This window comes from Nonomuraea sp. NPDC048882 (assembly GCF_040649755.1).
GTDB lineage: Bacteria > Actinomycetota > Actinomycetes > Streptosporangiales > Streptosporangiaceae > Nonomuraea > Nonomuraea maheshkhaliensis.
On the sequence record NZ_JBEZGB010000002.1, the window covers coordinates 535,646 to 550,881 of the forward strand.

19 protein-coding genes are annotated in these 15,236 nt (G+C 69.1%); 9 read left to right on the forward strand and 10 right to left on the reverse strand.

Going from position 1 to position 15,236, the window contains the following annotated elements; all coding sequences use genetic code 11:
• Nucleotides 1–11 precede the first annotated feature (11 nt).
• The 3 genes from AB0C27_RS07730 to AB0C27_RS07740 are packed head-to-tail and all read right to left on the reverse strand — an operon-like array spanning nucleotide 12 to nucleotide 2,319.
• Nucleotides 12–989, reverse strand: coding sequence for a TAXI family TRAP transporter solute-binding subunit (locus tag AB0C27_RS07730; protein ID WP_357839398.1), 978 nt, complete (start codon nucleotides 987–989; stop codon nucleotides 12–14).
• A 38-nt stretch (nucleotides 990–1,027) separates the two neighbouring features.
• Entirely contained in the window at nucleotides 1,028–1,624 is a 597-nt protein-coding gene (locus AB0C27_RS07735; RefSeq protein WP_357839401.1) for a hypothetical protein, read from the reverse strand.
• Nucleotides 1,621–2,319, reverse strand: coding sequence for a TetR/AcrR family transcriptional regulator (locus AB0C27_RS07740; protein ID WP_357839404.1), 699 nt, complete (start codon nucleotides 2,317–2,319; stop codon nucleotides 1,621–1,623). Before AB0C27_RS07740 ends, AB0C27_RS07735 begins: the two co-directional genes overlap by 4 nt.
• 119 nt (nucleotides 2,320–2,438) lie before the next feature.
• Here AB0C27_RS07740 and AB0C27_RS07745 point away from each other — a divergent pair, with 119 nt between their 5' ends.
• The gene (locus AB0C27_RS07745) at nucleotides 2,439–3,503 is read left to right on the forward strand and encodes a hypothetical protein (protein ID WP_357839407.1); all 1,065 of its coding nucleotides are present in this window, start codon (nucleotides 2,439–2,441) and stop codon (nucleotides 3,501–3,503) included.
• Nucleotides 3,504–3,506: 3 nt separating this feature from the next.
• Here the strand turns inward: AB0C27_RS07745 and AB0C27_RS07750 are convergent, their stop codons facing one another.
• Nucleotides 3,507–4,166: a helix-turn-helix domain-containing protein gene (locus AB0C27_RS07750; protein WP_357839410.1), complete on the reverse strand. Its 660-nt coding sequence runs from the start codon at nucleotides 4,164–4,166 to the stop codon at nucleotides 3,507–3,509.
• A gap of 198 nt (nucleotides 4,167–4,364) precedes the next feature.
• Here AB0C27_RS07750 and AB0C27_RS07755 point away from each other — a divergent pair, with 198 nt between their 5' ends.
• Nucleotides 4,365–5,573: a cytochrome P450 gene (locus AB0C27_RS07755; RefSeq protein WP_357839413.1), complete on the forward strand. Its 1,209-nt coding sequence runs from the start codon at nucleotides 4,365–4,367 to the stop codon at nucleotides 5,571–5,573.
• Nucleotides 5,574–5,579: 6 nt separating this feature from the next.
• Here AB0C27_RS07755 and AB0C27_RS07760 read toward each other — a convergent pair whose 3' ends face one another.
• Both AB0C27_RS07760 and AB0C27_RS07765 read right to left on the reverse strand, forming a co-directional pair.
• Complete coding sequence (locus AB0C27_RS07760) at nucleotides 5,580–6,224, reverse strand: DNA alkylation repair protein (protein WP_357840654.1); 645 nt, start codon at nucleotides 6,222–6,224, stop codon at nucleotides 5,580–5,582.
• Between the two features lie 120 nt (nucleotides 6,225–6,344).
• The gene (locus AB0C27_RS07765) at nucleotides 6,345–6,848 is read right to left on the reverse strand and encodes an AAA family ATPase (RefSeq protein ID WP_357839416.1); all 504 of its coding nucleotides are present in this window, start codon (nucleotides 6,846–6,848) and stop codon (nucleotides 6,345–6,347) included.
• A 261-nt stretch (nucleotides 6,849–7,109) separates the two neighbouring features.
• Here AB0C27_RS07765 and AB0C27_RS07770 point away from each other — a divergent pair, with 261 nt between their 5' ends.
• Nucleotides 7,110–7,607, forward strand: a complete 498-nt coding sequence (locus AB0C27_RS07770; RefSeq protein WP_357839418.1) for a hypothetical protein — start codon at nucleotides 7,110–7,112, stop codon at nucleotides 7,605–7,607.
• 100 nt (nucleotides 7,608–7,707) lie between these two features.
• On the opposite strand, the gene AB0C27_RS07775 is transcribed toward AB0C27_RS07770, so the two are convergent.
• A complete protein-coding gene (locus AB0C27_RS07775; protein ID WP_357839421.1) occupies nucleotides 7,708–9,000 on the reverse strand; it encodes an amidohydrolase family protein in 1,293 nt (430 codons plus the stop codon).
• Between the two features lie 92 nt (nucleotides 9,001–9,092).
• Between AB0C27_RS07775 and AB0C27_RS07780 the strand changes: the two genes are divergently transcribed.
• A complete protein-coding gene (locus AB0C27_RS07780) occupies nucleotides 9,093–9,548 on the forward strand; it encodes a MarR family transcriptional regulator (protein ID WP_357839424.1) in 456 nt (151 codons plus the stop codon).
• On the opposite strand, the gene AB0C27_RS07785 is transcribed toward AB0C27_RS07780, so the two are convergent.
• Both AB0C27_RS07785 and AB0C27_RS07790 read right to left on the reverse strand, forming a co-directional pair.
• Nucleotides 9,537–9,896: a VOC family protein gene (locus tag AB0C27_RS07785; RefSeq protein WP_357840657.1), complete on the reverse strand. Its 360-nt coding sequence runs from the start codon at nucleotides 9,894–9,896 to the stop codon at nucleotides 9,537–9,539. The genes AB0C27_RS07780 and AB0C27_RS07785 overlap by 12 nt on opposite strands.
• A 119-nt stretch (nucleotides 9,897–10,015) precedes the next feature.
• Nucleotides 10,016–10,198, reverse strand: a complete 183-nt coding sequence (locus AB0C27_RS07790; RefSeq protein ID WP_357839427.1) for a hypothetical protein — start codon at nucleotides 10,196–10,198, stop codon at nucleotides 10,016–10,018.
• Between the two features lie 221 nt (nucleotides 10,199–10,419).
• Here AB0C27_RS07790 and AB0C27_RS07795 point away from each other — a divergent pair, with 221 nt between their 5' ends.
• From AB0C27_RS07795 to AB0C27_RS07805, 3 genes are all read left to right on the forward strand, one after another.
• Nucleotides 10,420–11,313 carry an aminoglycoside phosphotransferase family protein gene (locus AB0C27_RS07795; protein WP_357839430.1) on the forward strand — a complete coding sequence of 298 codons (894 nt, stop codon included), beginning with the start codon at nucleotides 10,420–10,422 and terminating at the stop codon, nucleotides 11,311–11,313.
• Between the two features lie 151 nt (nucleotides 11,314–11,464).
• Nucleotides 11,465–11,863, forward strand: a complete 399-nt coding sequence (locus AB0C27_RS07800) for a hypothetical protein (protein WP_357839433.1) — start codon at nucleotides 11,465–11,467, stop codon at nucleotides 11,861–11,863.
• 310 nt (nucleotides 11,864–12,173) lie between these two features.
• Entirely contained in the window at nucleotides 12,174–12,719 is a 546-nt protein-coding gene (locus AB0C27_RS07805) for a hypothetical protein (protein ID WP_357839437.1), read from the forward strand.
• Here the strand turns inward: AB0C27_RS07805 and AB0C27_RS07810 are convergent.
• On the reverse strand, nucleotides 12,671–13,501 hold the full coding sequence (locus tag AB0C27_RS07810; protein WP_357839440.1) for a helix-turn-helix domain-containing protein: 831 nt from the start codon (nucleotides 13,499–13,501) through the stop codon (nucleotides 12,671–12,673). The genes AB0C27_RS07805 and AB0C27_RS07810 overlap by 49 nt on opposite strands.
• An 86-nt stretch (nucleotides 13,502–13,587) precedes the next feature.
• Here AB0C27_RS07810 and AB0C27_RS07815 point away from each other — a divergent pair, with 86 nt between their 5' ends.
• Nucleotides 13,588–14,799: an MFS transporter gene (locus tag AB0C27_RS07815; protein ID WP_357839443.1), complete on the forward strand. Its 1,212-nt coding sequence runs from the start codon at nucleotides 13,588–13,590 to the stop codon at nucleotides 14,797–14,799.
• Entirely contained in the window at nucleotides 14,771–15,034 is a 264-nt protein-coding gene (locus tag AB0C27_RS07820; protein ID WP_357839446.1) for a hypothetical protein, read from the forward strand. Before AB0C27_RS07815 ends, AB0C27_RS07820 begins: the two co-directional genes overlap by 29 nt.
• Nucleotides 15,035–15,236 lie beyond the last annotated feature (202 nt).

Genomic DNA, 15,236 nt, shown 5'->3' on the forward strand with positions numbered 1-15,236 from the left:
ACACTGAACGGTCAGCGTTTGCGTTCTCTGAACCAGGCGGCCGCGCCAGGATGCAGCGGGGCCGAGGCGGTGGCGATCCCGGTGCGCACGTTGATCTGCCACGCCTCCGGAACGGCCTCGGCCTCGTCGCGGCTGGCCGAGGTGATCGTGCGGGTGTGCGTGAAGATGGTGTCGGTGATGGCGTACACCAGGTCGGCGGGCAGGTCGTCACGGGCGAGCAGCACGTTCGGCACCGCCACGGTACGGGTGGCAGGGACACCCGTGTAGGCGGTCGCCGGGATCATGGCGGGCGCGTACGGGCCGGGGAACGCCGTGAACAGCCCGTCAGCCTGCGCGTCCATCGGGATCAGCCGGATCGCGTGCTGCTGCGCCAGCTCCGTGATGGCCGGTGTCGGGACGCCGGTCAGGGAGAACATCGCGTCGATCGCGCCGTCGCGCAGCGCTGCCGCCGACTCGGCCTGACTGAGGTTGCGGCTCTCCGTCTCCACCCGGCCGAGCCGCAGCAGCCGCAGCGAGGTGAACTCCGTGCCCGAGTCGCGGGCGCCGAGAGAGATGCGCTTGCCCTGAAGGTCACGAAACTTCTCGATCTTCGATCCGGCCATGACCACCAGGTGCAGGTGGCTGTCGTACAGGCGGCAGATCGCCGAGAGTCCGCGCGGCGCGCTGCCGTCGGCCGTGATGAGGGCGTCGAGGCTGGTCAGGCCCAGGTGCACCTCGCCCGCCCGTAACATCTGGATGTTGTCGGTGGACGCCCCGCTCGGCACGGTGACCACCGTGGCGCCGGGCACCTGCTCGGAGATGTGCGCGGCCAGCGCCCCGCCGATGCGCCGGTACACCGCGCCCGCCGGTCCGGTGGCCAGGCGTATGTCGGTCACACCGGCGGCGGAGCGCGGGGAGGAGCAGCCCGCGAGCACGCCTCCGGCGGCCAGCAGCACCGCCCGCCGGCTGAGCCGCGATCCTTCGCCCGCCTTACGGACGGCCGCCTTCACGCTCGCTCCGCCTGTCCTGCGGACGGCCGCCTTCGCGCTCACTTCGTGAACCCGCCGGTCCTGCTCCACCGCAACACGGACGATCCGCGTTTGAAGGTGATCTGGTTCCCGCCGTCGCCCGCCGAGATCCGTTCCCAGCCGTCGAAGCTCCGCGTGAGATGGTGCGCCCACGTGCGCAGGTCCCTCACGCCCACGGCGGCGATCGACTCCATCGGCGGCTCGCCGTCCGAGCAGTAGTCGCCGAAGTCCGCGATGGCCGCGACGGTCTTTCCGAAGGCCCGGAGCTCGATGCCCTGGCACGCCTCGGTCTTCGTGCCGTAGATCAGGCGCGGCCGCGTCCAGGTGCCGGTCGGGCCGCTGGAGTGCTGCTCATAGAGGCCCTTGCCACGTCGATAGTGCATGGCCACCCGCCGGCCGTCGTCCAGCTCGGCCATGGCGTTGTACGGATCGCCTTCGCCGTTCCAGCGAATGTCACTTTTGCGCAGCCCAACATCGGCGGGCGGCGCAGAGGTGGTCAGCTCGCCGGGGCGCGTCGCGGCGGGCGTCGCCCGTACGCTCACAGGCTCCTGACCGCCACACCCCGCCGCCACCAGCAGAAGGACCCCGGCGAGCACCAGCGGCTCGATCCTGTTCATTCCCGATCACCTTCGCTCTGTTCAAGGACCGGACTCGCCGGGGCGGCGGCGTCGAGTGCCGGGGCGAGCGGCGACAAGGCGGCCCGCATCAAGTCGGGCAGCGAGCCGGATGGCACCACCAGCCCGCCGGCCGACGCGCTCTCCAGCCCGCCCGCCGACGCTCCGAACGACGCCCCGACCGACGACAGCCACGATTGGAGCGCTAGCTTGGCCGCCGTGCCGACGCAGGCGGCCAGCACCTCGGCGGCGAGCCGGTCCATGCCGCCCGTGCGCTCGACCAGCGCCTCCGCGAGCGGCCCGGCCAGCGACCCGGCGGTCTCGGCGTAGGTCTCGCGCAGTGCGGGGCTGGTTGTGATCATCAGCAGCGCGTCCCGCGCCTCGTCACCCGGATCCGTGAACTGCTCGACGACGGCGTCGATCACGGCCTCGGACAGGCTGACGCCGGCCGGCCGGGCGGTCACGGCCGCGGCGATGCGCGACTCCCTGTCCGCGGTGACGGCTGCGACGATCGCCTGCTCACGGCTGGAGAAGTAGTTGTTGTACGTCCTCGGGGACACGCCGGCGGCCTCGGCGATGTCGTCCACGCGGACGTTCTCCGGCCCCTGCTCCAGGGCGAGCCGCAGGGCGGCGACCCGCAGCGCCTCCCTCGTGGCCTGCTTCTTCCGCTCCCGCAGACCCGGACGGCGTGTAGTCACCCCTCCACCCTCCCAGGATCGCCTACTCCCGCGCAAATTTACGTAAACGCAATTTTGCGCGTACGCATCTTTTTGCGGTACGGTCGATCCGCCATCATCCGTACGAAAGGACCCACCCCATGCGAGCCAGAGGCATCGCCTACGACACCGGCTTCATCGGCCTTCCCGGCCACCCCAGCTCCCGCGAGCCCTTCGACCCCGACGTGGTCCTGCGGGAGCTGACCATCATCCGCGACGACCTGCACTGCGACGCGGTCCACCTCGTCGGCGGCGACCCCGACCGGCTGGAGATCGCCGCGCGTCACGCCGCCCGGCTCGGGCTGGAGGTCTGGTTCTCGCCGTACCCGCTGGAGCTGACTCTCGGCGAGATCCGCACGTTGTTCGCCGACTGCGCGGAGCGGGCCGAGCGACTCAGGGCCGAGGGGGCGGAGGTCGTGTTCGTGGCCGGCGTCGAGCTGAGCATCATGAACCGGGGGTTCGTCGAAGGCGACACCATCGCCGAGCGGCTCGGCCACCTGCTGGCCGACCCGGACGGCAGGCCGGAACGGCTCGCCACCGTGAGCAGCCGGCTCAACGCCTTTTTCCGCGAGGTCGTGCCTTCCGTACGTGAGCGCTTCCACGGGAAGGTGACGTACGCCGCCATCCAGTTCGAACAGGTCGACTGGGACCTGTTCGACTTCGTCACGCTCGAACTCATCCGCTCCGCCGAGGTCGCCGACCGGTTCCGCGACGGCGTACGCGCCATCGTCACCGCGCGGCAGAAGCCCGTCGCGATCACCGGCTTCGCCTGCGCGACCTGGCGTGGGGCGGCCGACGTCGCCCCGCGCAGCATGGAGATCGCCCGCCACGACGAGGTCACCGGCCGCACCCGCATCGACGGCGCGTACGAGCGCGACGAGGCCGGACAAGCCGCGTACCTGACCGAACTGCTCGACATCTTCGACGAGGAGGGCGTCGACAGCGCTTTCCTGTACCTCTTCGCCCTCTACAACTACCCGCACCGCCCCGACGGCGACCCCCGTGACGACCTCGACCTCGCCAGCCCCGGCATCGTCAAGGTCTACGAACCGGGCCGCACCGGCGTCACCTATCCCGACATGCCGTGGGAGCCCAAGGAGGCGTTCACCGCGGTCGCCGCCCATTACGCCCGGCCCGCTGCTCCTTCGAGTCCCGCTCTCAGCTGAACGTCAGGCGAGGAGGTGGCGTGAGCGTTCGGCCGACTCCATGATGTCCAGGCAGACCCTTTCCAGGAACGCCCCGCCCTTGGCCAGCCGCTGCCCCACGGGGCTGTCGGGGTCGAACGTCTCCTTCGCCGCCAGCGCGGCCCGCACCGTATCCAGCGTCTGCCGGGCACTGATCATGACCGAGTGGTACCAGGTCTCGTCGTCGACGACGTAGATGTCGCGGCGCCGTCGTGGGTCGCGCTCGCGCCGGACGTACCCCTGCTCGACCAGGAAGTTGACGGCCACGGAGACAAACGCGGGGCTGACCTTCAGCCGGGTGGTCAGCTCGGCCGCGGTGCGTCTGCCGTCCTCGGACAGCAGCAGGTCGAAGTGGACGCGCGCCGTCAGCTTCGGCAGGCCCGTCTTGACCGCGAGCTCCAGGATCTCCGCCTCCACGACGCTGTCCGGCGATTCGTCCGCGCGCGGCGGCGCCGGCGTGCCCCGCCTGGCCCGCCGGACCGTCGCCTGGTGCGCCTGCTGGGGCCGGTAGTCGCCGGGGCCGCCGTTGCGGGCGATCTCGCGGCTGACCGTCGACGTCGGCCGGTCAAGCCGCCGGGCGATCTCGGCGTAGGAGAGCCCGCCGGCGAGTCCGGCGGCGATGCGCTGGCGTTCGCGCTGGGTCAACCGTCCTCCTGGCATGCCGTCAGTATTGCCTTCGCCGCCAGTCATTGCAACGCAGCATTGCGTTCACGGACAGGGTCATTGCATCAATTTATCGGCCTTTAGCTGGGCAAACTCCCTGTCGCCGATTGACCTCATTCCGAATGCAACGTAGCTTTCATGCTGAGCCGAACACGTACTATCGCGAAAGCAGGCACGGCCATGAGCGAAACCGTCCACACCGCGTCGGCGCTGCCGGCCGCGCGGCCGTCCGGCTGCCCCTTCGACCCGCCCAAGGAGCTGCTCCAGGCCCGCGAGCAGGGCCCGATCAGCCGCTACCCCTTCCCCGGCGGGCACGAGGGCTGGCTGGTCACCGGCTACGACCTGGTCCGATCGGTGCTGGCCGACCCCCGGTTCAGCTCGCGCAAGGAGCTCATGCGCCACCACCCGCTGATCGACTACGGCGACATCGAGGTCCCTCCTGCGCCGCCCGGCGAGTTCCTGCTGATGGACGAACCCCAGCACAGCCGCTACCGCAAACCGCTGGTGGGCAAGTTCACCGTGCGGCGGATGCGGCTGCTCACCGAGCGGGTCGAGCAGGTCACCGCCGCGCACCTGGACGCGATGGAGCAGGCCGGGCCGCCGGCGGACCTGGTCACCGCGTTCGCCAAGCCCATCCCCGCCGTCGTCATCTGCGAGCTGCTCGGAGTCCCGTACGAGGACAGAGGCTCCTTCCAGGAGCACATCGACAAGTTCCTCGGCGGGGAGGCGGCCGACGAGGAGCTGTACGCGGCCTACCTCGCCACCCAGGAGTACCTCGCCGAACTGGTCGCCGCCAAGCGCGCCAACCCCACCGACGACGTGCTCAGCGACCTGCTCGACAGCGACCTCACCGACGAGGAGCTGCGCGGGATGGCGCTGATCCTGCTGTCGGCCGGCTTCGACACCACCGCGAACATGCTGGCCCTGGGCACCTTCGCGCTGCTGCGCAACCCGGAGCAGCTGGCCGCGCTGCGCGCCGATCCCACGCTCACCGAGCCGGCCGTGGAGGAGCTGCTGCGCTATCTGAGCGTGGCCAAGATGTTCACCAGGGTGACTTTGGAGGACGTCGAGCTGGGCGGGCAGAGCATCAAGGCCGGTACGACGCTTCTGCTGTCGTACAGCACCGCCAACCGCGACCCCGAGCGCTTCACCGACCCGCACGTGCTCGACCTCGGCCGGCAGGACGGCGGCCACCTGGCCTTCGGCCACGGCATCCACCAGTGCCTGGGCCAGCAGCTGGCCCGCGTCGAGATGCGGGTCGCCTTCCCCGCGCTGCTCAACCGCCTCCCCGGCCTGCGGCTGGCCGTACCCGCGGAAGAGATTCCGCTACGTCCCGAGACCGCCGACATCCACGGGCTCAAGAGCCTCCCCGTCACCTGGGACGCGTGATCCGGTTTATTCGCCCTGCCGCCTGCGGACGATCTCGTCGATCCAGATCGGCGCGAACGGAGACGTGCACCCCGGGGACGTCGGATAGTCCTTGAGCACCTCCAGGCGCTCGCCGATGTCGATGGCACGGGCGCGGTGCTGGGCGTGGTCGATGCCGATCTGGGCCAGACAGTGGTTCATCGCCCACTGCAGGCGATCCGGGGCGTCTCGCATCTCCGCCTCGATGACGTCGAGCAGCGCGGGCAGGTCGAGACCTTCCGGCTTCTTCGCCACCCGTTCGGTGGTCAGCGCCCAGCCGGCACTCGCGACCACCGGATCGGGATCGGCGAACCAGGCTCGACGCAGCTCCTCGGCGTGCGGGCTCTTCTTCACCACGTAGTTGACGAGCCAGTCGTGCACCTTGGGCGCGCGTGTCTGGCGGATCATGGTGTCCAGCTCGGCCTGCGAGAACGCCTTCGGGCGGCAGATGAGCAGCGCGAGCAGCCGGGCCGCGGTGTCGTCGGTCGCCCAGAGCAGGAGGGCGAGGTCGTGCTGCGTCTTCAGGCGTTTGGCGACGGCGCGGAGTTTGCCGAGGTTGACGCCGTGGTCGTCGCCGTGCCGCTCGTTCACCTCACGCGCCCGGGGGTCTTCGAGCCCGGCCAGCTCGGCCATCAGCTCAGCCACCGTCGCCTGAGCTTGGGCAGTCGTCTGGATTGGGGTCTTGGCCACCGTCGTCCGAGCCACGTCAGCCTCCTGTCCGTTCTGTCCCGTGTCGGCAGCCTACGACGGCGCTCACCGTCCTGCCGTACCGGCTGGAGCCTCGGGACCGCCCGCCAGCCCTTCAAGCTGCCCCACGACCTCGTCGATCGGCGCGGATGTGTCGATCTCGACCGTGCACGTCGCTCTGAGCAGCGGCTCCACGTCGGCCAGATCCCGCAGAATGGCCGCACGTTCCGCAGGACGCTTGCCGAAGGGGTTGTTGGTCCTGGTCGCGATGCGGGCCAGCATGATCTCAGCGGGGGCGCTGAGCAGGACGACCTGGTCGAACTGCGGATAGAACCGTCCTTGATTGGACTTGCAGCCCACCACGAAGAGAGCACCGTCACGGTGGCCGGCGAGCAGTTCACTGATGGCCGGCTCCCGCCACACCCAGTCGGCCGTCCCGTCGGGCAGGGTCTCCCAGCGGCTCCACCGGTCGGTATCCGTGTCGACGGCGCGATGCCCCCTGGCCGCCAGCAGCTCCGACACCGTGGACTTGCCGGTGCCCGACATCCCCGTGATCAGGATCTTCACCATCCGCCGACCCTAAGCCCTGCCCCTCGGCCCCGTGTGCCGTGTCGTCCCCGGGGCCGCGTCGATGAAACTTTCAACCTTTACGCGGGCAATACGGCCGCGCGGGCCCGATTCCCGGCCTGGTGAGCACACCTCGCCCCGTCCGCCCAGGCTCCCTCGCAGCCCTTAGCGCCGGGCCGAATCAGCCGCCCGCGACCGGATCTCTGGACGGTCTGGGGTCCCGACCGTACTCTCCGGGCGGGCTTCACCGACATCATTGACGAGATGAGGTTGGAATTGACACGTTCGCCAGCACGTCGTGCGGCCGGCTCCGCCGCCATCGTCATCGCCACCCTCGTGGCGATCCTGATGCCCGTCACCCCCGCCCACGCCACCTACGGCGCGGACCTGCCCGTTTCCATCACGGTGACCTCGAACGCCGGTCCGCCCCTCATGCTCGCCCAGGTGACAGGCACGGTCGCGTTCGACGACGGGAACACGAAGTTCAGGTATTCGCTCCGGCTGTGCTGGGGCAGCGGGTCCTACCCCAGGCCGAACCTGTACGTCTCCGTCAACGGCAGCAGCACGTTCTATCCGGGCCAGACGAGCACCTCGCCAGCTCCGGCTGGCTGCCAGTTGTCGCTGTACCACCACGACGGTGAGTACACCCACCCCTCCACCATCGCCAACATCACCGTGTACGTGCAGGGCGGCTGGTTCTACCCCGGCCAGACGTACAACAGCCGGACCAAGTCCCTCACCTACGACAACCCGTACAACTGAGCGGTCCTTCGAGCCCGGGCGGGTGGCCGGAGCCCACCTGCCCGAGGCCTGCCTGCCCGAGGACCACCGCGACAGACCCCCCGATGCGTCGGCCGGCCGCTCACCGTGCCTCGGGCACCCATGATCCGCCGATCGGGATGCCGGCCGCCGCCGCGATGCGTTCACGCGACTCCAGGAGCCGGGCGCGCAGCGCCGGCAGATCCACGCCGAGCAACCGGCCACCCCGCTTGACCGCCTTACCGGCGACGAAGACGCTGTCCACCAGCCCCGGATGACCGGCGGCCACGATGGAGCCCACGGGGTTGCCGACAGGAAAGATCGACGGGTCCTCGGCGTCGAGCAGGACCAAATCGGCGTCCTTGCCGACGGTGATGCTGCCGGTCCTCGCATCGAGCCCGCACGCCCGCGCGCCCTCCACCGTGGCGAACCCGAGGACGTCCCGCGCCGTAAGACCACCCCCTGTCACCAGGCCGCGCTGCACGGAGAAGGCCGTACGCATGGTGGAGAACATGTCACCCCCCACGGACGGGCAGTCGTCGATCGACAGCGACGGGTGGATCCCGGCGGCCAGCATGCGTCCGGTCTCCGGCCAGCCGAGGCCCATCTTCAGCTCGACGTCCGGGCTGATCGACACCGAACAGCCCGCGTCGGCCAGCATCGCCACCTGGTCGTCGGACAGGCCGTTGGCGTGCACGAAGGTCGTACGGTCGTCGAGCAGCCCTCGATCACGCATGCCGGCGACCGGACGGCGGCCGCTGGGCCAGCCGGTGGCGCCGTGCACGTGCACGCTCACCCGCAGCCCGAGCTCGCGCGCCAGGGCGACGTCGGCGGCGGTGTCGTCCATGGTGCTGAGTTGCGGTCCGCGCAGGCCCAGCGCCATGCCGTCGTCCGACAGCTGTGCCCGTACGCGCGTGATCTCCGGCGTGATGTCCGGCCCGATGGCGCCGTAGCAGAACACCGAGCGGCCGGGCGCCTCGCGCAGCGCCTGGATCGCGGCGTCGGCGTTCTCGGGACGGTCGGAGCAGTGAAACCAGTCGAGCATGGTCGTGACACCCGAGCTCAGCGCCTCGATCCGGCCGAGCAGGTTACCCAGGTAGACGTCCTCAGGACGGTAGTGGGGCTTGAGTGTGCCGTGCACGGCGACGCGGTACTGGTCGAACGTCCAGTCCGCGCCGATGCCACGGAACGCGGTCTGCCAGGTGTGCCGGTGGGTGTCCACGAACCCCGGCATCACGATCTTGCCCGTGGCGTCCACCACCTCGGCGCCGGCCGCGTCCACAGTCGCACCGACCGCGGCGATCCGCCCGTCCTCGATGAGCACGTCCCCCCGCGGCAGATCCCCCACCTCCGGATCCACGCTGACCACCATGCCACCACGCACCAATGTCCTCACGGCCATGCGCGTCCTTCCCTTGAAGTTGATGCATCAACTCTAGGAGGGCAAAGTTGTCGCGTCAACTGCAGCTCACCAGGTACGATTCCGCCATGCCGGAGACGCTGGAACCCGACGAGTGGAACCTCTGGGACACCTGGATGCGCGCCCAGCGCCTGCTCGTCCGCGAACTCGACCGCGGCCTGCAGCGCGACCACGGCATCTCGAAGGCGGAGTTCAGCGTGCTGGTGACGCTGTCGCGGGCGTCAGGCGGGGAGATGCGCGTCGGCGAACTCGTCGATTCCCTCGAATGGGAGAAGAGCCGCGTCTCCCACCAGCTCACCCGCATGGAGAACCGCGGCTTCGTGGCGCGCACCGAGGGCGGTCCCAGCGGCCGCCGCACCCGGATCGGCCTGACCGCCCAGGGACGCCGCCTCATCCAGGACGCCGTACGCGGGCACGCCGGCAACATCCGCCGCTACTTCCTCGACTCACTCACCCCTGAGCAGGCCACGACCATCCGCGCGTGGAGCGAGCAGCTCATCGACCGCATCGAGTCACCCTCCTGATGGTTCTTCAGTGGCCTGGGGGATCCCCGCGAGCGACATGCTGTTGCCGTCCGGATCGAGAACTTCGACGTGCCGCACCCCGTTGGAGTAGGTCTCCACAGGCTCGTGCTCGATACCGTGCGCGGCCAGCCGGGCCAGGAAGTCATCGAGGTCGGTGACCCCGAACGTGATCATGGTGCCGCCGACGCGTGCGGCCCGGACGTCCCGATCGTCGATGACCAGGTACGCGTTCTCACCCACCTGCCACAGGTACTCCTCGCCGATGACCTCGTCCGCCGGCCGCCCGAAGAACACCTCGTACCACTTCAGCGACACCGCCCGATCACGTACGCACACGACGCTGTGCATGTCCACGAAACCGCTCCTTTCGAATCACTCCGCACTCGAAAAGGAGACTCCTCACGCGCCCAAAACTCATCACCAACCGACCGGCCTCGGAACGGGCCGGCATGCGACCGAGGCGGTTTCTACTCGTCTTCTCCTTCGGCCCTCTCGTTCGTCGCGAGCGCGTACGAGAGGGCGATTCCGAGGCACACGGCCATCGACGTGCCGAGGATGAAGTTGTCCAACGCGACACCCAGGGCCATCCCCATCGCGATGCCCGGCCAGATGCCGACCTTCCCATTGAAGGATTTCTTGCCGCTCGTCATGGTTCCATCTTCGTGCAGAAGCGCGTAACGGCGTAGACGTCGCAGTCATGAGGACGACATGACAGTTGTCACGCGACGGCGGCGACCAATACCGGCTGACGACCTCATTGAGGCGGCCAGTACGCCAGGGGGAAATTCGATCGACAGAACAGCCGCGGTTCATGCACGGTGATGCTCCAACCGCCCGCTCGTATGGCGCGGGCCGATCGCAGGAGTTGCTCTTGGCGACCGCGAGAACCGCGAACGACCGCCCCACGATCACTGCCGCACTGGTCAGAAAGCTGGTCGACACGCAGTTCCCGCAGTGGGCCGCATTGCCTCTCAAACTGCTCGATCCGGCCGGCTCGGACCATGTGATCTACCGGCTGGGCGAGCAGCTGTCCGTCCGGCTGCCCCGCCACGGCGGCGCCATCCGCCAGGCCCAGAAGGAGTTCGAGTGGCTACCCCGCCTGGCCCCGCACCTTCCCCTGGCCATCCCCGTACCGGTAGGAGTGGGTGAGCCCGACTTCGGCTATCCGTGGCGGTGGGCGGTGTCCCGCTGGCTGGAGGGCGAGGTGGCCACGGTCGAGGCCCTGGCCGACTCGTCCACGGCCGCCGTCCAGTTGGCGGAATTCCTCACCGCCCTGCAGCGCTTCGGCCCCGAATACGCCAGGGAACCCCACGCGGACCTCACCACCCAGCCGCTGGCCGCCAGAGACCGTGCCACCCGGGCCGCCATCACAGCGGTCAGCGACATATTCGACCCCACCGCCATGACGGCCCTGTGGAACGAAGCCCTGAACGCCCCAGAATGGGATCGAAGCCCGGTCTGGTTCCACGGCGACTTCCACACCGGCAACCTGCTGACCATCGACGGCCGTCTCGGCGCGGTCATCGACTTCGGCGGCCTCGGCATCGGCGATCCGGCCTGCGACCTCATGATCGCCTTCACCCTGATGTCACCCATCAGCCGAGCCGCCTTCCGCACCACCCTCGACCTCGACGACGCCACCTGGACCAGGGGCCGCGGCTGGGCCCTCGCCACCGGCCTGAACGCCTACACCACCTACGCCGCCACCAACCCCAGAATCGCCACCCAAACCACCCGCCAGATCACCCAAGCCCTCGTCGGTTAATAGGACCCATTAAAGGGATATTCGTCCCATTCCGCGAACGCGTCACTCGCCATTACAGCGACAGGTGGTGGAGGTGAAACCATAGGTACGGCGGAGCCGTTCACGACAGGCTCCGCCGTACCCCCCGAAAACCGAAGGTGGCCCTCCCGACATGCCCCTGTCCTTGAAGTTCGCCCGGAACCTGATCTGGCTCCAGGCGACGATCGCCCTGATCAGCGTCGTCATGCTCATCCTGGCGCTGGCCGCCGGCTTCGACGAGAACCTTGAGCACCTGCTCTACGCCCCCTCCTACGCCCTGTCACTCGCGACCGGTCTGCTGGCGAACCGGTGGCGCACCCGGCACCCCCGAGTCCGGCTCGTCACCATCGCCGTCCAGCTCGCGATCCCCTTGTTCGACCTCGTCTACTTCCTGATCGAGGGCACCCTTGACTGGATCATCACCGCCCCCTGGTCCGCGCTCATCGTGACTCTGCTCCTGCTTCCTCCGGCACGAACCTGGTTCACCCCCGCGGTCCAGGAAGCGCAGCCGGCGCCGCCCGCCGCCGTCTGACGGGTTCGCGGGCGTCGAGAGCACCCGCGCCCTCAGCCCGATGCCGGCCGGAACAGCGTGCGCCAAGAATTATTTATGTGAATTGCAACCGCGAAGTGTTTATCGTTGACATGTGCGGGTTCGGGCCGGGGCTCTCGATGGCTGGGCGCCGGAGCCCGATTTCGCATGGCAGGACGGCCGTCGCGGGGACGGCCGCGCGCGGATACGCCGGTTTCTCCCTTTTGTGAAGGAATCCGGTACTGACGGCGGCTCGGCTCTTCCGCCGATCATTTACGCTTTTCGGCCCTCATAAGGGACATCGGAGGAGTTCGTGTCTGGTAAGGGAGCGGGTATCGCGGTCGCTCTCATCGGGGCGGGGGCGGTCATCACCGCGGCGCTCATCACGTCGCGCGCGCCGATCTGCCCCGATTTCATCTGCGGCACCGACAAGGGGACCGCTGAGGAGCGCCCCCGTGGCGGAGGCGACAAGCAGATCATCCAGGTGCCCGGCGGCAAGGCGGGCGTGGAGGTCACCCCGGGTGAGATCACCTGCACCGCCGAGGGCGGCTGCGACAGCGAGGTGCACATCGAAAGCGTCGGCGACGCCACGCTGAAGGTCACCTACATGGAGATCAAGGGCGACGGCAAGGCGTACTTCAGCCACGACGCCACCTGCGAGCGCAAGAATCTGGCCGCCGGCGTGTCCTGCTCGTTCGGCGTGAGCTTCAGTGCGCCGGCCGAGGGTGGCACGACGCAGGCCACGCTGGTCATCCACCACAACGTCGGCGCTCACCCGTCCCTCGTCACCCTTCGCGGCGAAGGTGCGGCTCAGCCGCCGACCGACACTCCCACGACGACCCTCCCGTCCAACGGATAGCCCTGCCGCGCGAGGAGGGTGCGGACGCGGCCGGGGGTGTGTCCCAGTTCGTCGCGCATGACGCGGGTCAGGTGGGCCTGGTCGTTGAGGCCGAGCCTGACCGCGAGCGCGGCCAGGTCGGTTTCGCCCTGTTCCAGGGAGGTCAGTGCCCGGCTGACGCGTACGCGATTGCGGTAACGGCTCAACGGCATGCCCGCGTGATGGCGGAACGTACGGCTCAGATGGGACGGCGAAGTCCGCAGCAGGCGGGCCAGGGCGACGAGGCCGGTGCCGGCGGGCTCGTCGGCGAGGATCGCCTCTTTGGCCCGGTTCGCCAGGTCTTCCCGGCCGGGCGCGGGTGTGGCCTGGAACCGGCCGCGCAGGGACAGCCGTAAGAGGTCGAGGACCGCCTCAACCGCGGCGACGTCCGCGCCTCGGGGGCGGCGCGCAGGAGCAGGCTGTGGGCGAGTTCGAGCCGGGCGTCCACGTGGATCGCGGGGGAAGGGGCGGCATCGAGGCCAGTCGTCAGCTCGTCGTCGACGAAGGTGACCGCCGTGCACACGTCGCCTCCCGCGGGATGGGCGAAACGCAGCTCTTCCCCCGCTCGGTGCAGGTAACCCGTGGCGGGCTCCACGGTCACGCGCCGCCCTCGGGACTCCACCTGGAAGCGGCCCCGCCGGACCAGCACGATCTGGGCCGGCATGCGATGATTCGGGCTCCGACCAGCGGACCCGGTCGTCCGTGCACCGAACGCTCCTGATCACGACGTGCGGGTTTTCGATCACCCTCTTCGCGGTACGCACCCCACGACCCTACGTACCGGCACCGACAATTCCGTTCCGCATATTTCTTCAAGACCGAGCGCGTACGTACCCCCAATGCTGGGCGAATGACTACATTCGCCTCCACATCGGCGACGGCCGCCCGCCGGGGCCGGATGCTGGCCGTGCTGCTCACCGGCGAGGTCATGGCGACCATGGACAGCTCGATCGTGTCGGTGGCGGCGCAGACGATTCGTGACGATCTGCACGCCGGCGGCGCCGCGATCCAGTTGATCGTGTCGGGCTACCTGCTGACCACCGGCGTGCTCTTCGTCACGTGCGCGCGGATCGGTGACGTCGTCGGGCAGCGGCGGGCGTTCCTGCTCGGGCTGGGCTGGTTCACCTGCTCGTCGCTGCTGTGCGGGCTGGCCCCTGACGCGGCCGCGATGGTGCTCGCCCGGGTCGGGCAGGGCGTGGGGGCGGCGCTGCTCACTCCGCAGATCTTCGCGCTCATCCAGCTGCACTGGGACGGGGCCGCCCGCCGCCGGGCGATCGGCCTCTACAGCATGGTGCTCGCCCTCGGGGTCGCGCTGGGGCAGGTCGTCGGCGGGCTGGTGGTCGGTGCCGACCTCTTCGGCCTGTCCTGGCGGCCCGTATTCTTGCTGAACGTCCCAATTGGGGTGCTGCTGCTGGTGCTCGGTCCGCGGCTGCTGCCTGACTCCCGTACGGACGGGCGGGCGCGCCTCGATCCGGGCGGAGTGGCCGTCCTGACCGTGGCCATGGCCGCGGTGACCGTGCCGCTCATCTTCGGCCCTGACCAGGGCTGGCCCGCCTGGGCCTGGGGCTCGCTGGGGTGCGGCGGGGTGCTGCTGGCGGGGTTCTTCCGTCATGAGGCGCGCGCACGGCATCCGTTGCTGGACCCGGCGGTGCTGCGTTCGAACGGGGTCAAGCCGGGCATGGCGGCCTGCTGGATCACCATGGGGTGTTATGCCGTCTTCGTCCTGACCCTCACCCTGCATCTCCAGACCACGCTGGGCTTCTCACCGCTGCAGGCGGGGGTGGCCTTCGTGCCGTACACGCTGGGGTTCGGCGCGCTCAGCCTGACCTGGAACCGGTACCCGCAAACTCACGAACGAGCTATGGCCCAACTACCGACTCTTCGCCGTCGCCGGCATCATCGACGGCGAACCAATCGGTTCGGCGGTCGAAGGGCGGATGGATCCACCGGACGGCAGAATAGCGGCGGGACACGACGGGCTCATCATTCGGACGGCGTACGGCGATCGCGAATTGAATGCCGTCCACAACCGGTTGGAGCGTTGGGACGGGCCGCCACCTGAGGACGACTGGGAAGAGTTGTGGGCGGGCCGGCTCTCACTGAAATCCGAACTGATCGGCGTCGAAGCCTGGGGAGCAGCCGGTTATTCCCACGATATGGAGTTCGACCTGGGAAAACGCGGCCAGGCCTGGTCCACCCGGGTAGCCACCAAGGTTCTGCAGACCGAGCAGGAGCCGGATTTTCCCCATGTGGTCGCTCGGATCGAGCTGAACAAGATCCAGTTTTGGACTCGCTGATCATCCCGCTCCGACGCCGGCCTCAAGACACGCATGGGACCGTGGAGCACTTGCCCCGCGCATGCTAACGGCACGAACGTCCCGTCACCTGCTCAATCGCAGAGCGTTTTTGACGGGTAGAGCCCAGAAGGCACCGACTTTACTCACCACTGCACAAAATCTTTCCCGGCCTTGTCCGAAAGCGGCGACCAAGCCAGAATCA